Annotated in this window: 14 protein-coding genes; 10 read left to right on the top strand and 4 right to left on the bottom strand. The window is 64.3% G+C overall.

Going from position 1 to position 19,127, the window contains the following annotated elements:
* Positions 1-70: 70 nt before the first annotated feature.
* A complete protein-coding gene (locus AC1MGT_RS08205) occupies positions 71-1,597 on the bottom strand; it encodes an aspartyl protease family protein (protein ID WP_499503782.1) in 1,527 nt (508 codons plus the stop codon).
* A 90-nt stretch (positions 1,598-1,687) separates the two neighbouring features.
* Positions 1,688-2,323, bottom strand: coding sequence for an RNA pyrophosphohydrolase (locus AC1MGT_RS08200; RefSeq protein ID WP_499503781.1), 636 nt, complete (start codon positions 2,321-2,323; stop codon positions 1,688-1,690).
* A 226-nt stretch (positions 2,324-2,549) separates the two neighbouring features.
* Here AC1MGT_RS08200 and AC1MGT_RS08195 point away from each other — a divergent pair, with 226 nt between their 5' ends.
* The 4 genes from AC1MGT_RS08195 to AC1MGT_RS08180 all read left to right on the top strand — a co-directional run bounded on the left by AC1MGT_RS08195 (position 2,550) and on the right by AC1MGT_RS08180 (position 7,832).
* Positions 2,550-4,268 (top strand): proline--tRNA ligase, encoded by a 1,719-nt coding sequence (locus tag AC1MGT_RS08195; protein WP_499503780.1) that lies wholly within the window; start codon positions 2,550-2,552, stop codon positions 4,266-4,268.
* Positions 4,268-4,891: a lytic transglycosylase domain-containing protein gene (locus tag AC1MGT_RS08190; protein WP_499503779.1), complete on the top strand. Its 624-nt coding sequence runs from the start codon at positions 4,268-4,270 to the stop codon at positions 4,889-4,891. The genes AC1MGT_RS08195 and AC1MGT_RS08190 overlap by 1 nt, the downstream gene beginning before the upstream one ends.
* Before the next feature lie 93 nt (positions 4,892-4,984).
* Positions 4,985-6,442, top strand: a complete 1,458-nt coding sequence (locus AC1MGT_RS08185; RefSeq protein WP_499503778.1) for an alkaline phosphatase — start codon at positions 4,985-4,987, stop codon at positions 6,440-6,442.
* 16 nt (positions 6,443-6,458) lie between these two features.
* Entirely contained in the window at positions 6,459-7,832 is a 1,374-nt protein-coding gene (locus AC1MGT_RS08180; RefSeq protein ID WP_499503777.1) for an alkaline phosphatase, read from the top strand.
* A gap of 98 nt (positions 7,833-7,930) precedes the next feature.
* Here AC1MGT_RS08180 and AC1MGT_RS08175 read toward each other — a convergent pair whose 3' ends face one another.
* Together AC1MGT_RS08175 and ffh are read right to left on the bottom strand one after the other, a co-directional pair.
* A complete protein-coding gene (locus AC1MGT_RS08175) occupies positions 7,931-8,347 on the bottom strand; it encodes an SWIB/MDM2 domain-containing protein (protein WP_183556557.1) in 417 nt (138 codons plus the stop codon).
* Positions 8,348-8,579: 232 nt separating this feature from the next.
* A complete protein-coding gene (gene ffh, locus AC1MGT_RS08170) occupies positions 8,580-9,947 on the bottom strand; it encodes a signal recognition particle protein (RefSeq protein WP_499503776.1) in 1,368 nt (455 codons plus the stop codon).
* Positions 9,948-10,200: 253 nt separating this feature from the next.
* On the opposite strand from ffh, the gene AC1MGT_RS08165 reads away from it, so the two are divergent.
* From AC1MGT_RS08165 to AC1MGT_RS08140, 6 genes are all read left to right on the top strand, one after another.
* The gene (locus AC1MGT_RS08165; protein WP_499503775.1) at positions 10,201-11,004 is read left to right on the top strand and encodes a cytochrome C assembly family protein; all 804 of its coding nucleotides are present in this window, start codon (positions 10,201-10,203) and stop codon (positions 11,002-11,004) included.
* Positions 11,004-11,252 (top strand): PP0621 family protein, encoded by a 249-nt coding sequence (locus tag AC1MGT_RS08160; protein WP_258835672.1) that lies wholly within the window; start codon positions 11,004-11,006, stop codon positions 11,250-11,252. The genes AC1MGT_RS08165 and AC1MGT_RS08160 overlap by 1 nt, the downstream gene beginning before the upstream one ends.
* A 13-nt stretch (positions 11,253-11,265) precedes the next feature.
* Complete coding sequence (locus AC1MGT_RS08155; protein ID WP_499503774.1) at positions 11,266-12,939, top strand: sensor histidine kinase; 1,674 nt, start codon at positions 11,266-11,268, stop codon at positions 12,937-12,939.
* Between the two features lie 18 nt (positions 12,940-12,957).
* Positions 12,958-14,391, top strand: coding sequence for a sigma-54-dependent transcriptional regulator (locus AC1MGT_RS08150; RefSeq protein ID WP_499503773.1), 1,434 nt, complete (start codon positions 12,958-12,960; stop codon positions 14,389-14,391).
* A 496-nt stretch (positions 14,392-14,887) separates the two neighbouring features.
* Positions 14,888-17,836 carry a ribonucleoside-diphosphate reductase subunit alpha gene (locus AC1MGT_RS08145; protein ID WP_499503772.1) on the top strand — a complete coding sequence of 983 codons (2,949 nt, stop codon included), beginning with the start codon at positions 14,888-14,890 and terminating at the stop codon, positions 17,834-17,836.
* A gap of 146 nt (positions 17,837-17,982) precedes the next feature.
* On the top strand, positions 17,983-19,089 hold the full coding sequence (locus tag AC1MGT_RS08140) for a ribonucleotide-diphosphate reductase subunit beta (protein ID WP_499503771.1): 1,107 nt from the start codon (positions 17,983-17,985) through the stop codon (positions 19,087-19,089).
* Positions 19,090-19,127: the final 38 nt, after the last annotated feature.

Genomic DNA, 19,127 nt, shown 5'->3' with positions numbered 1-19,127 from the left:
GCAGGAGGGGGCGAAAAAAGGGGAGAGCGGGCATTGTAGCGCAGCCGCCGATCCGGCGCGGGGCGGGCCGTCAGGGCGTGGATGTGGGCGCCGGGTGGCAGACAGCCTCTTTCTCCCGCGCCAGTTTCTCGCGTTCGATATCGCCCGCAAAGAGGTAGCCCTCGGCGATCGCGAAGCGCATCTGGCAAAAGCGCTGTACCGAGGGGTCGGGCGCTGCAACGGTCAGCTGCATGAGTTTGTCTTCATCGATCTTGCCAAGATAGAAATCGGCGAGCGGCCCCGGCCATTCATCGGTGTCGTGATTGAACGTGGTTTCCAGTTCGCGCCGCGCCAGCGCCGTGTCACCGTTGTGCATGCGCGCCGTGTACAGCAGCAGTGCGCCGCTGCGATCGGCCGGCAGGCGGTCGAGCGCCTGCCTGATTCGCACGGCTGCTTCGGCGTAGCGCCGTTCCTTGACCAGACGCGCGCCGACCATCAGGTTGGCGCGGGGATGTCCGCCGGCCGCCGCCTTGTCGACCCAGGCATGCGCCTGTACCTTGTCCAGGGGGACGCCGTTTCCGCGGCCATGCATCGATGCCACCATCATCTGGGCGTCACCGTTGCCGGCGTCGGCTTCCTGTTGCAACCAGGGCTCGATGCGGCGCCATTGGCCAAGCGCATCGCCACCGACGTAGCTGATATACAGCTTCTTCTGGCTCATGGCGAACAGTACACGGTGCGAGCGCAGGAAGTCGGCGCCCAGGATCACGTCGGCATCGAAATCGTCCGCGGCGATCACACCGACGTCGGCGTTTTCAATGGTTTCGCGGCCGATTTGCAGCGTGCCCAGCGTCGCGTTCCAGCGCGCGGTGCGCTTCAAACCCACCCCGCCTGTCGCAACTGCCTGTTCGACACCGGGCGCATCCATCTTCAGGCCCGCCTTTTCGGCCGCCCGGTGCGTGATGACCGTCGTGGAGGTGCCGCTATCGATGATCGCCGTTGCTTCTTTCCCATTGAGCAGTACCTTGAACTGGGGATTGTCGCGCCCGGCCGACCGCCATTTGAAGGGGATCTGTACCGCGTCATGGTCCCAGTACGACAGCACCGCATTGTCGCAGTTGGCCGGTTTGAAAAATTTGATTTCCTTGGTCGCCAGCGAGATCTCGAGGTCGGACTGGAGCAGGAACGGGGCGCCCAGGATGGCGTCGAACGATGGTGCGGTGCCGAAGTCGCTCAGCACGTTCACGCGGCTGTTTGTGATCGACGCCGGTCCGGCCTTGAATTGCTTGATGCGCGTTGTGTAAATGCGCGAAACGCCGCCGACACCGATTGCGAGTGCGTCGTTCGAGCGCAGTGGCAGCCCACGGCGCTCGGTCGCGGTGCGCGTCAGCATGCTGCCGGAAGCGCCAGTGTCGATCAGCATGTCGGCCGGAGACCCGTCGATCCGGCCTTCGAGCGTGAGGCTCAGGCTCGGGCCGGTGTACCGTATGGGGAGGGTGGTCAACAGGCTCAGCTGGCAGCGTGCCGGCGTGTTCTGCCAGGCATGGGCAGCAGGCGCCGCTGTCAGCACGGCGAAAGGCAATAGCAGCAAACGCAGGTGACGGATAAGTGGGCTCATGCCACCATTGTACCGGCGAATATTGCTATCAAAGCAATGCTTTAAGCATGAAATCGAGAAGCGGCCTGCGCCGCTTCCGATCGTTACAGCCTACTTGTTCGGCGCCAGCACCAGTGCATCGGGCGCCGCCGGATTGCCCGGCCCGGCCGCTCCGAGCATGTCCTGCCCCGGCTTGGCGCCAGGCTGCGAGCGCCCATGCGGCTGGCGCAGATAGCGCGCGCTGTGGCGCCGCTCGCCGTGCTGGCCCTTGGCCGGCCAGCTCAGAAAGCGCGACAGTTCCTGCAGGGCGCGCTGGTAGACGTCGCGCTTGAACTCGATCACGACGTCGAGCGGCACCCAGTAGTCGTGCCAGCGCCAGGCGTCGAACTCGGGGTGGTCGGTCAGGCGCAGATTGACTTCGTTGTCGCGCGCGACCATGCGCAGCAGGAACCAGATCTGCTTCTGGCCACGGTAATGCCCGCGAATTTCACGCTTGATGAAATGATCGGGCACTTCATAGCGCAGCCAATCGCGGGTGCGACCCACGATCTTGACGTGCTCCTGACGCAAACCGATTTCTTCCTCGAGCTCGCGGTACATTGCCTGCTCGGGTGTTTCGCCGTACTTGATTCCCCCTTGAGGAAATTGCCATGAGTGCTCTCGCACCCGCTTGCCCCACCAGACCTCGTTGTTAGCGTTCAGCAGGATGATGCCGACGTTGGGCCTGAACCCTTCACGGTCGAGCATAAGTGCACCTCGATACTTTCTGCCGGCGGACGTTCCCTCTTGCGGGCACTCGGTACCCTTGTGTTTTTACTTACGTATTGTCATGCCCAAGGGGTTTCCGCACCGCTTGCGCGGTCGATGATGCTGGTTCCGGACCCTGTTTGTAGAAAGATTGGACGCATCAGCCGGCTAATCCTTTAAAATTAGGTCGATTATAACCCTCTCTTTTTAAAAAGAATTCACAGATATGCGTGCCTCACGATTTTTTATTTCAACTCTGAAAGAAGCGCCTTCCGATGCCGAGATCGTCAGCCACAAGCTGATGATGCGCGCCGGGATGATCAAGCGCCTGGGTTCCGGCATCTATACGTATATGCCGGTCGGGCTGCGCGTCATCCGCAAGGTCGAAGCGATCGTCCGTGAAGAAATGAATCGCGCTGGTGGTATCGAACTCTTGATGCCGCTCGTGCAGCCGGCCGAACTGTGGCAAGAGACAGGTCGCTGGGACAAGATGGGCGACGAGCTCATGCGCGTGAAAGACCGCCATGGCCGCGACTTCGCGATCCAGCCGACGTCCGAAGAAGTCATCACCGACGTCGTGCGTAGCGAGATCAAGTCGTACCGCCAGCTGCCGGTGAACTTCTATCACATCCAGACCAAGTTCCGCGACGAGCGTCGTCCGCGCTTCGGCCTGATGCGCGGCCGCGAATTCACGATGAAAGATGCGTATTCGTTCGACCGCGATGTCGCCGGCATGCAGACGTCGTACCAGACCATGTTCGACGCCTACACCCGCATCTTCACGCGCTTCGGCCTGAAGTTCCGCGCGGTGGCAGCCGACAACGGCGCCATCGGCGGCACCGGCTCGCACGAATTCCACGTCATCGCCAGCACCGGCGAAGATGCGCTGGTCTACTGCCCGACGTCCGATTTCGCGGCCAATATGGAAGCAGCAGAAGCCGTGGCAAGCGGCGAGCGCGCCGCCGCCACGCAAACGCTGACCAAGACGCCGACCCCGGGCACGACCAAGTGCGAAACCGTCGCTTCGCTGCTGGGCGTGAACCTGGCGCAGACCGTCAAGACCATCGCTTTGACGGTCGAGAACGACGGCAAGAAGAGCTACTGGGTACTGCTGCTGCGCGGCGACCATGAGCTCAACGAGATCAAGGTCGGCAAAGTGGAAGGCCTGGCCGGCCACCGCTTCTCGACCGAAGCGGAAATCCTCGAGGTGTTCGGCACCGTGCCGGGCTACCTCGGTCCGGTCGGCACAAAGCTGCCGGTTACCGTCGTGGCCGACCGCACGGTCGCCAACATGGCCGATTTCGTATGCGGCGCGAACGAAGAAGACTTCCACCACATCGGCGTGAACTGGGGCCGCGATTTGCCCGAGCCGCTCGTGGCCGACCTGCGCAATGTCGTCGAAGGCGACCCGTCGCCGGACGGCAAGGGCGTGCTGGCGATCGAGCGCGGCATTGAAGTGGGCCACGTGTTCCAGCTCGGCACCGCGTACTCGCAGGCAATGGGCGCGACCTTCCTGGACGACGGCGGCCGGCCTGCGCCGCTGCAGATGGGCTGCTACGGCATCGGCGTGACCCGCATCCTGGGCGCGGCGATCGAGCAGAACTTCGACGACAAGGGCATTGTCTGGCCGGACGCACTGGCGCCGTTCGAAGTGGTGCTGTGCCCGATGGGCATGGACCGCAGCGAGATGGTCAAGGACGCCACCGAGCAGCTGTATGCGTCGCTGTCGGCCATCGGCATCGACGTCATCGTCGACGACCGCGGCCTGCGCCCAGGCGCGATGTTCGCCGACTGGGAGCTGATCGGCGTGCCGCACCGCGTCGTGATCGGCGAGCGTGGCCTGAAGGAAGGCAACCTCGAGTACCAGGGCCGTCGCGATGCAGAAGCGAGTGGCGTGGCTGTCGGCGATATGCTCGGCTTCATCAAGGCCAAGCTGGGCAAGTGATGGCATTGCGCCTGGCCTCCTGGTCCACAGGCGTGCTGCTGGCGCTGGCCTTCGGTCTGGCAGCGCCGGCGCATGCCGGCAACCAGAAAGAAGAAGCGCTGTCGGATTCGGTGCGTCTGGCGCTGGCCAACGCCATCGCCGACGCACGCCCGCCGCGCCCGACCTTCCGCACGGAGGCGGGGCGGGCGCGCTACCAGGCGTGGTTCGACCAGATGTCGCCCCGCCTGGCCAAGCGCCTGCCCGACGTCCAGACCCGCACCGAGTTCCTCGAGACCGCGTGGTATGAGGCAACCCGCGCGGGCCTGGATCCGGGGCTGGTGCTGGGCCTGATCCAGGTGGAATCGGCCTACCGCAAGTACGCGATCTCGATTGCCGGCGCGCGCGGCTACATGCAGGTGATGCCGTTCTGGACCAAGGCAATCGGCGACGGCGACCGCCGCCGCCTGTTCCACATGCAGACCAATCTGCGCTACGGGTGCGCGATCCTGCGCATGTATATCGACATGGAGCGGGGCGACCTGTACCTGGCGCTGGGCCGCTACAACGGCAGCCGGGGCAAGCCGAAGTACCCGAACGCGGTGCTGGCCGCATGGAAGAACTGGGAATTCAAACCGGGGGCGTGAAGCGTCCCTGCCTTGTACAAAACCCTAACATAGCAATCCACCACGCCGTCATCGACGCAGTGTAGACTTCCCGCTTTCCCCAGTGAGGACTGCATGCGACCCATTCTTTTCACCGCTGGCGCACTGCTGGCGGCGCTCACCGGCTGCGCGGCCACGCCGCCGGTTTCGACCCAGAACGCGACCCCGACCGCAACCCCCGCCCTGACGGCCAATCCGGTCGACCAGCGCGCAAAGAACATCATCTTCTTCCTGGGCGACGGCATGGGCGTCAACACGCTGACCGCGGCGCGCATCTTTGCTGTCGGCGAAGAGGGCGAGCTGGCGATTGACCGCCTACCTGAATCGGCCTTCGTGAAAACTTTCTCCAACGATGCACAGGTCACCGACAGCGCCGCTTCGATGGCCGCCTACATGACGGGTGTGAAGCAGAACAACGGCGTGATCTCGATGTCGGCCGGCACCCGTTCGATCGCGCCCGGCAAGGACGCCAACGGCAACAGCCTGGTGAGCCGCTGCGAAAACGGCGAAGCAGCCGTCACGCTGCTCGAACTGGCCCGCAAGCGCGGCATGGCCGTGGGCGTGGTCACCAATACCAGCGTCACCGACGCCACCCCGGCCGCCACCTATGCCCACGCCTGCCATCGCAAGCTGGAAACCGACATCGCCGCCAGCCTGGTGCCCGGCGGCGCCGGCTACAACGGGGCGCTGGGCGCCAATGGCCTGGACGTCCTGTTCGGCGGCGGCGCGCAGCAATTCACGCCGTTCGCGCGTGGAGGCAAGCGCGCCGACAACCGCGATCTGCAGGCCGAGTTCAAGGCGAAGGGCTTCCGGGTCGTGGGCGACACCGCCGGGTTCAATGCCTTGACGCCGGGCGCGCCGGTCGTGGGCCTGTTCGCCGCCAACCACATGGACTTCGACGCGACCCGCGACGCCGCCCGCCAACCGGCGCTGCCGGCCATGACGACCAAGGCAATCGACCTGCTGGCGCCGCACCGTGGTGGTTTCTTCCTGATGGTCGAGGGCGGCCTGATCGACCATGCGCTGCACGCGACGCTGGGCAAACGCGCGCTGCAGGAGACAGTGACGTACAACGCCGCGCTGCAGGCGGCGCTCGAACGCATGGAAGCGCTCGACCCGGGCCTGAAGAACACGCTGATCGTCGCCACTGCCGACCATGACCACACGCTGCTGCTGAACGGCTATGCAGCGCGCACCGGCAAGACCACGCCTGCCAATCCGGGCGTACTGGGCCTGGTGCGCACGGCTGATGGCAAGCCGACGCTCGACAGCCAGGGCATGCCGTACACGATCATCGGTTTCGGCACGGGCGAGAATCGCCACCAGGGCGGGCGCACCACGGCGCTGACCGACGCTGTCGTGACGGCCGACGACTACCACCAGCAAGCGGTCGTGCGCACGCGCGCAGGCGCCGAGACGCATGGCGGCAGCGACGTCTACCTGGGCGCGGCCGGCGCGAACGCGGAGCTGTTTCGCGGGACCATCGACAACACGCGCGTCTTCAATCTGATCAAGACCGCAGCCGGTCTGTAAGCACGAGAAATCCACCATGACTTCACGACGCATTCTCCCGCTGCTGCTGGCCGCCGCCTTTGGCGCAGCGCTGCCGGCAACGGCTTCGGCCCAGCAAAAAGCAAAGAACATCATCTTCTTCCTTGGCGACGGCATGGGCCCGTCCGTCACCACCGCCGCCCGCATCTATCGTGGCGGCGAAGACAGCCTGCTGCACTTCGAACGCCTGATGGAGCGCACCGCGCGCATCAAGACCTATTCGCTCGATTACCAGACCACCGACAGCGCGCCGTCGATGGGGTCATACATGACCGGCATGAAGCTGAACAACGACGTCATCTCGCAGGCCGGCGCCCGCACGATCAACCCGACCAAAGACGGTGTCGACCAGTGCGGCCCGAACAACGGCACGCCAGCCGTGACGATCCTGGAGCTGGCCAAGGCCCGGGGCCGCGCCACCGGCGCCATCACCACCACCGAACTGACGCACGCCACGCCGGCGTCGACCTTCGCGCACACCTGCAGCCGCGACGCGGCCTACACGATCGCGCAGCAGCTTGTGCCGGGCGGCGCCGGCTATAACGCGGCGCTGGGCGACGGTGTCGATGTGCTGATGGGCGGCGGGCGCAATCACTTCACGCCACGCGACGCGGCGCTCAATCCGAAGGGCCGGCCCGACGGGCGTGACCTGATGGCCGAATTTGCCGGCGCCGGCTATTACGTGGCCGGCACGCGCGCCGGCATGATGTCGGCCAAGGCAGGGCGCAAGTTCGTCGGCATCTACAGTGCCAGCAGCCACCTCGATTATGCGTACCAGCGCCGTCCCGAGCAGCCGACGCTGGCGGAGATGACGGGCAAGGCGATCGACCTGCTGTCGACCAATCCGAACGGATTCTTCCTGATGGTCGAAGGCGGCAAGATCGACCACGCGCTGCACGACACCCGCGCCAAGCACGCGCTGGAAGAGACGGTGGCGTTCGACGACGCCTTGCAACTGGCGGTCGAGCGCATGCGCGCGATCGATCCGGGCCTGCAGAACACGCTGATCGTGCTCACCGCCGACCATGACCACACGATGCAGATCAACGGCTACCCGAAACGCGGCAACCCGATCCTGGATGTCGTGCGCGACTATGCGACGGGCGAGCCGAAGAAGGACGCGGACGGCAAGACGTTCACCACGCTGGTGTTCGGCAATGGTCCGAACCGGCCGGACGTGCGCGCCGATGTCGATGGCATGGCCGCGCAGGGCGACGATTACCACCAGGAAACGGGCGTGCACAAGTCGTCCGAAACCCATGGCGGCGGCGACGTGAAACTGTATGCGACTGGCGCCGGTTCGGCGTCATTCAAAGGCACGATGGAGAATACCCGCGTGTTCGAACTGATGAAGGCTGCCGGCGGCTTGTAAGTGCAGATTCAGGTTATTTACAGCTGAATAACAAAAAGCCCCGGGTTTGAATCCGGGGCTTTTTAATCAGCGAGACGCCGAGTGAATATAACCTGAACTTATTTCAGATGATCCGAAATCAGTTTGGTCATTTCAAACATCGAGACTTGCTCTTTGCCGCCGAAGACTGCTTTGAGCTTGTCGTCGCCATTGATCATGCGACGGTTTGCCGGATCTTGCAGGTCTTTCGACTTGATGTAATCCCAGACCTTTTTGGTCACTTCGGTGCGTGGCAGCGGCTTGTCGCCAACGACTGCAGCGAGCGTGGCCGACGGGGTCATGGCTTTCATGAACGCGGCGTTTGGCTTGCGTGCAACTGCTGGCTTGTCGGCCGATTTGTCAGCTGATTTGTCAGCCGTTTTAGCGGCTGCTTTTGCTGGTGCTGCTGCCTTTTTTGCTGCGGGCTTGGCCGCTGCAGCAGGCTTGGCAGCTGCTTTTTTTGCTGGTGCTGCAGTGGTTTTTTTGGCTGTTGCCATCTTCGAGCCTCCTAAAACGAACACATGGAAAAATGCGTAATTTATCGCACGCCTATATTGGTAGCGTTTTACTGTTCGTGCAAGTCTTTTTCCAAACTTTTTCACTCTGATAAGCGGCTAAATGGGCGCTATCGCACACAACAACGCGCGGGAGCGATAAAACGCCGACAAGGGGCGTAAAAAACCGCGCAAAGCGATACGTTGCGCGGTTCTGCGGGCGGAAAACAGCAGATTAGCGCATGCCGGGCATCATGCCCTTCATCCCGCGCATCATCTTCATCAGGCCGCCGCCTTTGAGCTTTTTCATCATCGTCTGCATCTGGTCATACTGATTGAGCATGCGATTGACTTCCTGCACCTGCACACCGGCGCCGGCCGCGATGCGGCGCTTGCGGTTGGCCTTGATCAGTTCGGGTTTCGCGCGCTCGAGCGGCGTCATCGAATCGATGATGCCGACCATGCGCTGGACCGATTTCTCGGCCTGGCCCATGTTGGCGCCTGCCGCGGCTTGCTGGAACTGGGCCGGCAGCTTGTCCATCAGGCCGGCCATGCCACCCATCTTTTTCATTTGCGTCAGCTGCGACTTGAAGTCGTTCATGTCGAAACGGCCGCCAACCTTGATCTTGTTGGCCAGTTCGGCTGCCGCTTCGGCATCGACACCCTTGCGCGCTTCTTCGACCAAGGCCAGGATGTCGCCCATGCCCAGCACGCGGTTGGCCATGCGGGCCGGATCGAAGGCTTCGAGGCCATCGAGTTTTTCTGAGACACCGGCAAACTTGATCGGTTTGCCCGTCACGTGCCGCACCGACAGCGCCGCACCGCCGCGCGAGTCGCCATCGAGCTTGGTCAGCACGATGCCGGTCAGGGGCAGGGCGTCGTTGAACGCCTTGGCGGTGTTGATCGCATCCTGGCCCAGCATGGCGTCGACGACGAACAGCGTCTCGATCGGGTTGACGGCGGCGTGCACGGCCGCGATCTCTTGCATCATCGCTTCGTCGATACCAAGGCGACCCGCGGTATCGATGATCAGGACGTCGTGGTAATGCTTCTTGGCCCAGTCGAGTGCGGCCAGTGCGATGTCGACCGGCTTGTCATTGGCCGTCGACGGGAAGAAGTCGGCGCCGACCTGCCTGGTCACCGATTCGAGCTGCGCGATTGCGGCCGGGCGGTACACGTCGGCCGAGACGGTCAGGACCTTCTTCTTTTTCTGTTCCTTCAGGTACTTGGCCAGCTTGCCGGTGGTGGTGGTCTTACCGACACCCTGCAGACCGGCCATCAGGATGATCGCCGGCGGTTGCTGGGCGAACGACAGCTGGCTGGCCTCGGGGCCGAGGTCGGCGCCCATCAGGGCCGCCAGTTCCTTCTGCACCACGCCGACCAGCGCCTGGCCCGGGCTGAGCGAGCCGACGACTTCTTCGCCGAGGGCTTTTTCCTTGACCTTGGCGATGAATTCACGCACCGCCGGCAGCGCCACGTCGGCCTCGAGCAGGGCCATGCGCACTTCGCGCAGCATCTCTGCAGTGTTTGCCTCGGTGAGGCGCGCCTCGCCGCGCATGGTCTTGACGACCTTGGCAAGGCGTTGGGTGAGGTTATCTAGCATGTTCAACCTAATTAGTAAGGGCACATCGGACGCGCGGTCCCGGGCAAAATGCCGGTAGGCGAGCGCCGCCAAAGCGGCATTTTACCTTGCGCAGGTGCTGCTGGTTCTTCCGGCGGACGGCAGGCGCACATTTTTTCAGCAAACCGTGGCGTTTTGCGCTGGAGGAAAGCGTGGGCGGCGCCGCTCGCATGCCAGGTGGGCGAAAAATCCGCTCACCCCACGGCGGCACCATGCAATGGTGTAGACTCCCGTCATGCAGAATTTCCTCTTCCTTGCCGCGGCTTTCCTGTACGCGGTATGCGCCCTGCTGCCATCGCGCCGCGCGCCGGCCATCTCGGCCGTGACGGCCGGCGCGTGGGCGCTGCACGGCGTCTCGCTCGGCATGGACGTGATGGTGCCGGGCCGGCTGCGCGTCGGTTTCGCCATCATGCTCTCGTCCGCGCTGTGGGTGTCCGTGGCCGCCTACTGGCTCGAAAACCGCAATTTCGCCCTCGATGGCATGCGCCGCCTGGTGATGCCGTTCGCCGCCGTGGCCGCGCTGCTGCCGCTGCTGTTTCCCGGCACCCTGACGCCGCTGGCCGGCAAGTCGCCGGCGTTTGGCTGGCATATCGCGGTTGCGGTACTGGCCTACAGCACCCTGACCATTGCCGCCTTCCACGCCGTGCTGATGGCATTGCAGGAAGCGCGGCTGCACACCCGCACCGCCGGTGGCGGCCGGTTTGACGCCGCGCTCGACCAGTTGCCGGCGCTTCTTACCATGGAAAAACTGCTGTTCCGCGTGATCTGGATCGGCTTCGTCCTGCTCAGCCTGACGGTGCTGTCGGGCTTCGTGTTCTCCGAACAGGTGTTCGGCCGGCCGCTGCTGCTCGACCACAAGAGCGTGTTCGCGCTGCTGTCGTGGGCGCTGTTCGCGGCGCTGCTGGCCGGGCGCCGCTGGCGAGGCTGGCGCGGCAAGACCGCGCTGCGCTTCACGCTGGCCGGGTTTGCCACGCTGGCGCTGGCCTATGTCGGCAGCCGTTTCGTGCTCGAAGTTATCCTGCACCGGGGAACCATCTGATGCGACTATTATTCTGGATTGCCTTCATCGCCCTCGTCGTCTTCGCGGTGCGCAACAAGCTGCGCGCCATGAGCAAACGCGCGGCCGTACCGCCGCAGGCGCGCCCCGGCGCGGCCAAGGCGCCGGTGCAGATCGAAGCGATGGCCCAATGTACCCACTGCGGCATGTACTTTCCGGCGTCCGAATCGGTGCGCGCCGACGGCCACGACTACTGTTCGCCAGGCCACGTGCGCCTGCCGCCGCCGTAGGCGCAGGCCGGCCTTGACGCAACGCCGCATCCTGTCGCCCGAAGCGCGCGTCGCCCTGTGGCGCTCGCTGCAGACCTTCACGCTCACGCGCATCGTCATCGCGCTGGTACTGCTGCTGTATTTCGGTTTCAACTTCGAGAACGGCACGCTGCGCGTCACGCAGCAGGTGGCCCAGATCTGCCTGGGCTACGCCATCATGGCGCTGGTGTTCTCGTTCGCCGCGCGCCGCCAGCGCCGCTTCCTGGTGCAGCTCGGCGTGCAGGTCGCGCTCGACCTCCTGGTCATATCGCTGCTGTATCTGGCAGCCGGCGGCTTGCGCAGCGGCCTTGGCATCCTGTATCTGTTCCCGCTGGCCGGCGCTGCGATCCTCGCGCCCTTGCTGCTGGCGTTGTTCGCGGCGGCGGTGGCCACGCTGTTCTTGCTTGGCCTGAGCGTGTGGCAACTGGTCGAAGGGTTCGATCCGCCGCTGATGCAGGCGGGCCTGTTTGGCGCAGCCTTCTTCGCCGCCGTGCTGGTAACCAACCGCATGGCCGCGCGTCTGCTGGGACAGGAAGAACTGGCGGCCCAGCGCGGCGCCGACCTGCGCATACAGCAGGCGATCAATGAAATCGTGATCGCCGACGTGGGCGACGGCATCCTGGTGGTGGGCGCCGACGGCGCAGTGTTTACAGGTAACCCGGCGGCGCGCCGCATGCTCGGGCTGCAGGCCGACACGTCGGGCTTCCTGCTGCACGCGGCGCCGGCCTTCGAGCCGCTGGCCGGCGCGTTCGATGCCTGGCTCGCCGCGCCCGAGAACGATACCGCCTTCGTCACCGTCAAGCCCTACCGCGAAGGCGACGGCGCCGGCGACGTGCGTGGCCGGCGAGACCAGCCGGTGCACGTCAAGCTGCGCTTTGCCCGTGTGGCGGCGCCGGCCAATGCGGTGGGCGATGCCGTGGGCGAGGCAGGTGGGCGCAGCGTGATCTTCATGCAGGACGTGAGCGCCATCGAAAACCAGGCGCAGCAACTCAAGCTGGCGTCGATGGGGCGCCTGACCGCCAGCATCGCGCACGAGGTGCGCAACCCGCTGTCGGCCATCGGCCACGCGACGGCGCTGCTGGCCGAAGACCTGCACGGCCCGGCCGAAGTGCGGCTGCTGAAAATCGTCGGCGACAATGTGGCGCGCGTGAACCGCATGGTCGAAGACATCCTGCAGCTGTCGCGCAAGGCCCAGCCCAATGGCGAGCCGGTGCCGCTGGGCGCGTTTCTGGAACAGCTCAAAGCCGAGTTCTGCGAAATCCACGGCCTGGCCGATGATATAGTCTATATCGGCGATCCGGGCGGCAGCGCCGTGCGCTTCGATCCGCTGCACCTGCACGAAGTCCTGCTCAATTTACTCAACAACGCGGTGCGCTACGCCAGCCGCCAGCCGGTCAGCATCCGCATCTTTCCGGCGCGCGATGCGGCCGGGCGGCGCGAGCTGCACGTGCAGGACGACGGCCCCGGCATCACGCCCGAAGTGCGCGACCACCTGTTCGAGCCGTTCTATACCACCTCGAGCAAGGGCACCGGCCTTGGACTCTACCTGGCGCGCGAACTGTGCCTCAACAACGATGCGAAACTTGATTATGAATACCGGTTCGACCCGTCCGCACTGGGCCCGCGCAAGGCCAGCGGTCGCTTTGTCATCACCTTTGCCCTTGCCTGACGTGGCCGGGGAGCCGTCATGAGCGCGCCGCGCGTTTTGGTACTGGACGACGAGGCCGACCTGCGCGAGCTGCTCGAGATCACGCTGCTCAAGATGGGCCTGGACGTCGACAGCGCCGCCACGCTGCGCGAGGCGCGCGCGCTGTTCGACGAGCGCGATTACGCGCTGGTGCTGACCGACATGCGCCTGCCGGACGGCCTGGGCCTCGAACTGGTGCGCGAAATCGGCGCGTCCGGCAAGGGTACGCCGGTGGCCGTGATCACCGCCTACGGCAGCGCCGAAAACGCAGTGGTGGCGCTGAAAGCCGGTGCGTTCGACTACATCGCCAAGCCGGTGGCGCTGGACGCACTGCGCGTGATGGTGCGCGCGGCGCTCAAGCAATCCGAAAGCGCGGCGCTCGGTGACGGCGCGGCGCCCGACTCGCGCATGATCGGCAGCTCGCCCGCGATGGCGGCATTGCGGGCCCAGATCGCCCGCCTGGCGCGCTCGATGGCGCCGATCTCGATCACGGGCGAATCCGGCAGCGGCAAGGAGCTGGCCGCGCGCGAAATCCACGCCCAGAGCTCGCGCGCCGCGAAACCGTTCATCGCCGTGAACTGCGGCGCGATTCCCGAAACGCTGATGGAGGCCGAATTTTTCGGCTACCGCAAGGGGGCGTTCACGGGCGCGTCCGACGAGCGCGACGGCTTCTTCCAGGCGGCCAACGGCGGCACGCTGATGCTCGACGAAGTGGCCGACCTGCCGCTGGCAATGCAAGTGAAACTGCTGCGCGCGATCCAGGAGCGGCGCGTGCGCAAGATCGGCGCGACGGTCGAGGAGCCGGTCGACGTGCGCATCATCAGCGCAACGCACCAGGACCTGGCGCGCTGCGTCGAAACGGGCAAGTTCAGACAAGACCTGTTCTACCGGCTGAACGTGATCGAGCTGGGGCTGCCGCCGCTGCGAGAGCGCCTGGACGATCTGGCACCGCTGGTGAACGGCATCCTGCAGCGCCTGGCCGGGGCAGGGCAGGCCACGCTCGGAGCCGGGGTGCTGGACGCGCTGCGGGCGTATTCGTTCCCCGGCAATGTGCGCGAGCTGGAAAACGTGCTGGAGCGGGCGCTGGCGTTTGCCAACGATGGCGTGATCGAAGTGGGCGACCTGTCGCTCAAGGCGGCGCGGCCGATCGAACCGGCACGGGCGGAACTGGCGCCGCCGGCGGTCACGCCGCCCGTTGCCGCGGCGCCAGTCGCGCCGGCCGCGCCAACGGTATCGGCGCCGCCGGGCGTCGGTCCCGCCGAATTGCCCGGCAACCTGCCCGAATACCTGGAGCAGGTCGAACGCGACATCATCGGCCGCGCCCTGCAGCAAACCCAGTTCAACCGGACCCAGGCCGCCAGCCTGCTCGGCATCAGTGTCCGCCAGTTGCGTTATCAGATGCAGAAGCTGGACATCAGCGCGCCGGACGATTGACGGCCGGTCTGCGGCCGCGCGGCGGACCCGCGCGCCCGGTCATTTCCCTACAGTTTTTTCAGGTTAGTAGTCGCTTACCGCGTACTCCCCGTCCTTATGGCGACTCTCGAAAGTCAAGGCTCGCACGCGATAAAACTGAAAATTTTGGACATTTATTTGCTTGCCTGTACCGCAAACGAGGTACTACAATTAGTCTGATATCAACGCCCGGCACTAGATATAGTGGTAGTGACTGAAAAGGCACCAGGATTGCGGGCTGCGGCGAGTTGTTCATACGTTGTCCACAAGTTGCACACAAACTTATCCATCGATCGGTTAGTTAAGCACTTGTCGACACGCAATATTTACTAGTTCTTACCCTGCTTCTCTGGTTTGCCACCACAGGCCACCGGCTGGCAGGGCATCGTTTTTTAATTTGTTGACGGACCGGGTTTGCGCAATACGGCAAGACGGTTGCCACGTAGACAACGGCGGTCCGACCGCTCCTGGAGGCGCAATGCAAACAGCACAGAATAGTTCGATCAACCAACATGTCACCCCAGGATCGGCGCCCGCCGGCACCACCCCGGCCGACATCGTCGCCCGTGGCGACTACCGCGTCATCCGCCGCAACGGTTCGGTGGTGGCGTTCGAGCCACACAAGATCTCGGTCGCGATGACCAAGGCTTTCCTGGCAATCGCCGGTGGCCAGGGCGCCGTGTCGGCGCGCATCCGCGAGCTGGTCGAGCAGATGACCAACAACGTCGTCACCGCGCTGGTGCGTCGCCAGCCGAACGGCGGCACGTTCCACATCGAGGACGTGCAGGACCAGGTCGAGCTGTCGCTGATGCGTTCGGGCGAACACGATGTCGCGCGTGAATACGTGCTGTACCGCGCCAAGCGCATGGAAGAGCGCCGCGCCGCAAAAGAAGCCGCCGGTGGCGGTGGCGCCGTCGTCGCGCCGCAGATCCACGTCGTCGATGGCGGCGAGCGTCGCCTGCTGGACATCAACACCGTCATCGGTCTGATCGGCGCCGCCTGCGCCGGCCTCGAAAAGCACGTCGACGCCGACGCGATCCTGGCCGAGACCATGAAGAACCTGTACGACGGCGTGCCGGTCGAAGAGCTGCACAAGTCGGCCATCCTGGCTGCGCGCGCGCTGATGGAAAAAGACCCGGCCTACAGCCAGGTCACCGCCCGCATCCTGCTGCACACGATCCGCAAGGAAGTCTTCGGCCGCGAAGTGGCGCAAGCCGGCGCCGCCGCCGAATACCTGACCTACTTCCCGCAATACATCGCCAAGGGCATCGCCAACGAGCTGCTCGACGAAGAACTGGGCAAGTACGACCTCGAGCGCCTGGCCAAGGCCATCGTCGCCGACCGCGACCTGCAGTTCGGCTACATCGGCCTGCAAACCCTGTATGACCGCTACTTCCTTCACGTGCGCGACGTGCGCATCGAAATGCCGCAGGCGTTCTACATGCGCGTGGCAATGGGCCTGGCCCTGCGTGAAGACGACCGCGAAGCGCGCGCCATCGAGTTCTACAGCCTGCTGTCGTCGTTCGACTTCATGAGCTCGACCCCGACGCTGTTCAACTCGGGCACCCGCCGCTCGCAGCTGTCGTCGTGCTACCTGACCACCGTCGGCGACGACCTGGAAGACATCTACGACGCCATCAAGGAGAATGCGCTGCTGTCGAAGTTCGCCGGTGGCCTGGGCAACGATTGGACGCCAGTGCGCGCACTCGGTTCGCGCATCAAGGGCACCAACGGTCGCTCGCAGGGCGTGGTCCCGTTCCTGAAAGTGGTCAACGACACGGCCGTCGCGGTCAACCAGGGCGGCAAGCGCAAGGGCGCTGTCTGCGCCTACCTGGAAACCTGGCACCTCGACATCGAAGAATTCCTCGACCTGCGCAAGAACACGGGCGACGATCGCCGCCGCACCCACGACATGAACACGGCGAACTGGATTCCCGACCTGTTCATGAAGCGCGTGATGGAAAAGTCGCACTGGACGCTGTTCTCGCCATCCGAGACGCCTGACCTGCACGACCTGACCGGCAAGGCCTTCGAACAAGCCTACCTGGCGTACGAAGCCAAGGCCGAGCGCGGCGAAATGGCCGTCTTCAAAAAGATCGAGTCGCTCGACCTGTGGCGCAAGATGCTGTCGATGCTGTTCGAAACCGGTCACCCATGGATCACGTTCAAGGACCCGTGCAACATCCGCTCGCCACAGCAGCACGTGGGCGTCGTGCACTCGTCGAACCTGTGCACCGAGATCACGCTGAACACGAGCGCCGATGAAATCGCCGTCTGCAACCTGGGCTCGGTCAATCTGCCGCAGCACATGAAGGGCGATGGCCTGGATCACGTCAAGCTGCAAAAGACGATCCGCACCGCGATGCGCATGCTGGACAACGTCATCGACATCAACTACTACGCCGTCGAAAAAGCGCGCAACTCGAACCTGCGCCACCGTCCGGTCGGCATGGGCGTGATGGGCCACCAGGATTGCCTGCACATGATGCGCATTCCGTTCTCGTCAGACCGGGCGGTGCAGTTCGCCGACACGTCGATGGAAGCGGTCTGCTACTACGCCTACCTGGCCTCGACCGAACTGGCCGAAGAGCGTGGCCGTTACGAGACGTACACCGGTTCGCTGTGGGACCGCGGCATCCTGCCGCAGGACTCGATCCAACTGCTGGCCGACGAACGTGGCAGCCAGTACCTGGAGCAGGACACGTCGTCGAAGATGGACTGGACCCCGGTGCGCGAGCGCATCAAGCAGTTCGGCATGCGCAACTCGAACTGCGTGGCGATTGCCCCGACCGCGACGATCTCGAACATCATCGGCGTCTCGGCCTGTATCGAGCCGACGTTCCAGAACCTGTACGTGAAGTCGAACCTGTCGGGTGAATTCACCGAGATCAACTCGTACCTGGTGCGCGACCTGAAGGCGCGCGACCTGTGGGACGAAGTCATGATCGCCGACTTGAAGTACTTCGATGGCTCGCTGTCGAAAATCGACCGCGTACCGCAAGACCTGCGCGACCTGTACGCAACGGCATTCGAGGTCGAGCCGAAGTGGCTGGTCGACGCTGCGTCGCGCCGCCAGAAATGGATCGACCAGGCCCAGTCGCTGAACATCTACATGGCTGGCGCATCGGGCAAGAAGCTGGACGAAACCTACAAGCTGGCGTGGCTGCGCGGTCTGAAGACCACGTACTACCTGCGTACGATCGCCGCGACGCACCTGGAAAAGTCGACCACCCGCACCGGCGCGCTGAACGCCGTGTCGGTCTCGGGCGGCCTGTCCGGTGGCCTGTCGGCTGGCGAGAAAGCGCCGGTTGCTCCGGCACCAGCACCGGCGGCCAATACGGCGACGGCAGCAGTAGAAGAAGACGGCGCCGCCTGCTATCTGCGTCCGGGCGACGACGGTTTCGAGGAATGCGAAGCCTGCCAGTAATGTAGTAAGGGAGGCGAGCCGCCTGCAAGGCCGGCTCGCCCTCCGGCAAGTACACAACGGCGCCAGTCGCCGACAACACGAATAACCAATGCATCAACGTGCCCCGGCCGCAGTCGCTGCGCCAGCGCACCACAGAAGGGACCACCATGCTTAACTGGGACGACGAACCAACCAGCGCGCCAAGCGCTCCGCAAGCCGACGCCGGCCTCGCCATCGTGCCTGCCGCCGAAGTGGCAAAGCGCGTCAACGCCGACGACAAGCGCATCATCAACGGCCAGACCGACGTGAACCAGCTCGTGCCATTCAAGTACAAATGGGCATGGGACAAGTACCTGGCCGGTTGCGCGAACCACTGGATGCCGCAAGAAGTGAACATGCAGCGCGATATCGAGCTGTGGAAGAGCCCGAACGGCCTGTCGGAAGACGAGCGCCGCCTGGTCAAGCGCAACCTGGGCTTCTTCGTGACGGCCGACTCGCTCGCCGCGAACAATATCGTGCTGGGCACCTACCGCCACATCACGGCCCCCGAGTGCCGCCAGTACCTGCTGCGCCAGGCGTTCGAGGAAGCGATCCACACGCACGCTTACCAGTACATCGTCGAGTCGCTGGGCCTGGACGAAGCCGAGATCTTCAACGCCTACAACGAAGTCAAGTCGATCCACGACAAGGACCAGTTCCTGATCCCGTTCATCGACACGTTGACCGACCCTGAATTCAAGACCGGCACGACAGAAAACGACCAGAAGCTGCTCAAGTCGATCATCGTCTTTGCCTGCCTGATGGAAGGCCTGTTCTTCTACGTGGGCTTCACGCAGATCCTGGCGCTGGGCCGCCAGAACAAGATGACCGGCGCCGCCGAGCAGTACCAGTACATCCTGCGCGACGAATCGATGCACGTGAACTTCGGCATCGACGTGATCAACACGATCAAAATGGAAAATCCGCAGCTGTGGACGTCGGAATTCCGCGAAGAGATCAAGGCCCTGTTCATCGAAGCAGTCGACCTCGAATACCGCTACGCCGAAGACACGATGCCACGCGGCGTCCTGGGCCTGAACGCCCCGATGTTCAAGGGTTACCTGCGCTTCATCGCCAACCGCCGCGCGGTGCAGATCGGCCTCGAGCCGCTGTTCCCGAACGAAGAAAACCCGTTCCCGTGGATGAGCGAAATGATCGACCTGAAGAAAGAGCGTAACTTCTTCGAGACGCGCGTGACCGAGTACCAGACTGGCGGCACGCTGAGCTGGGATTGATGCGGGGGCGTCGATCGCCCTGCGTCAGCCACGAACAA

Source organism: Telluria sp. BA11 (assembly GCF_056680305.1).
This window is presented reverse-complemented; position numbering and strand designations above follow the sequence as displayed.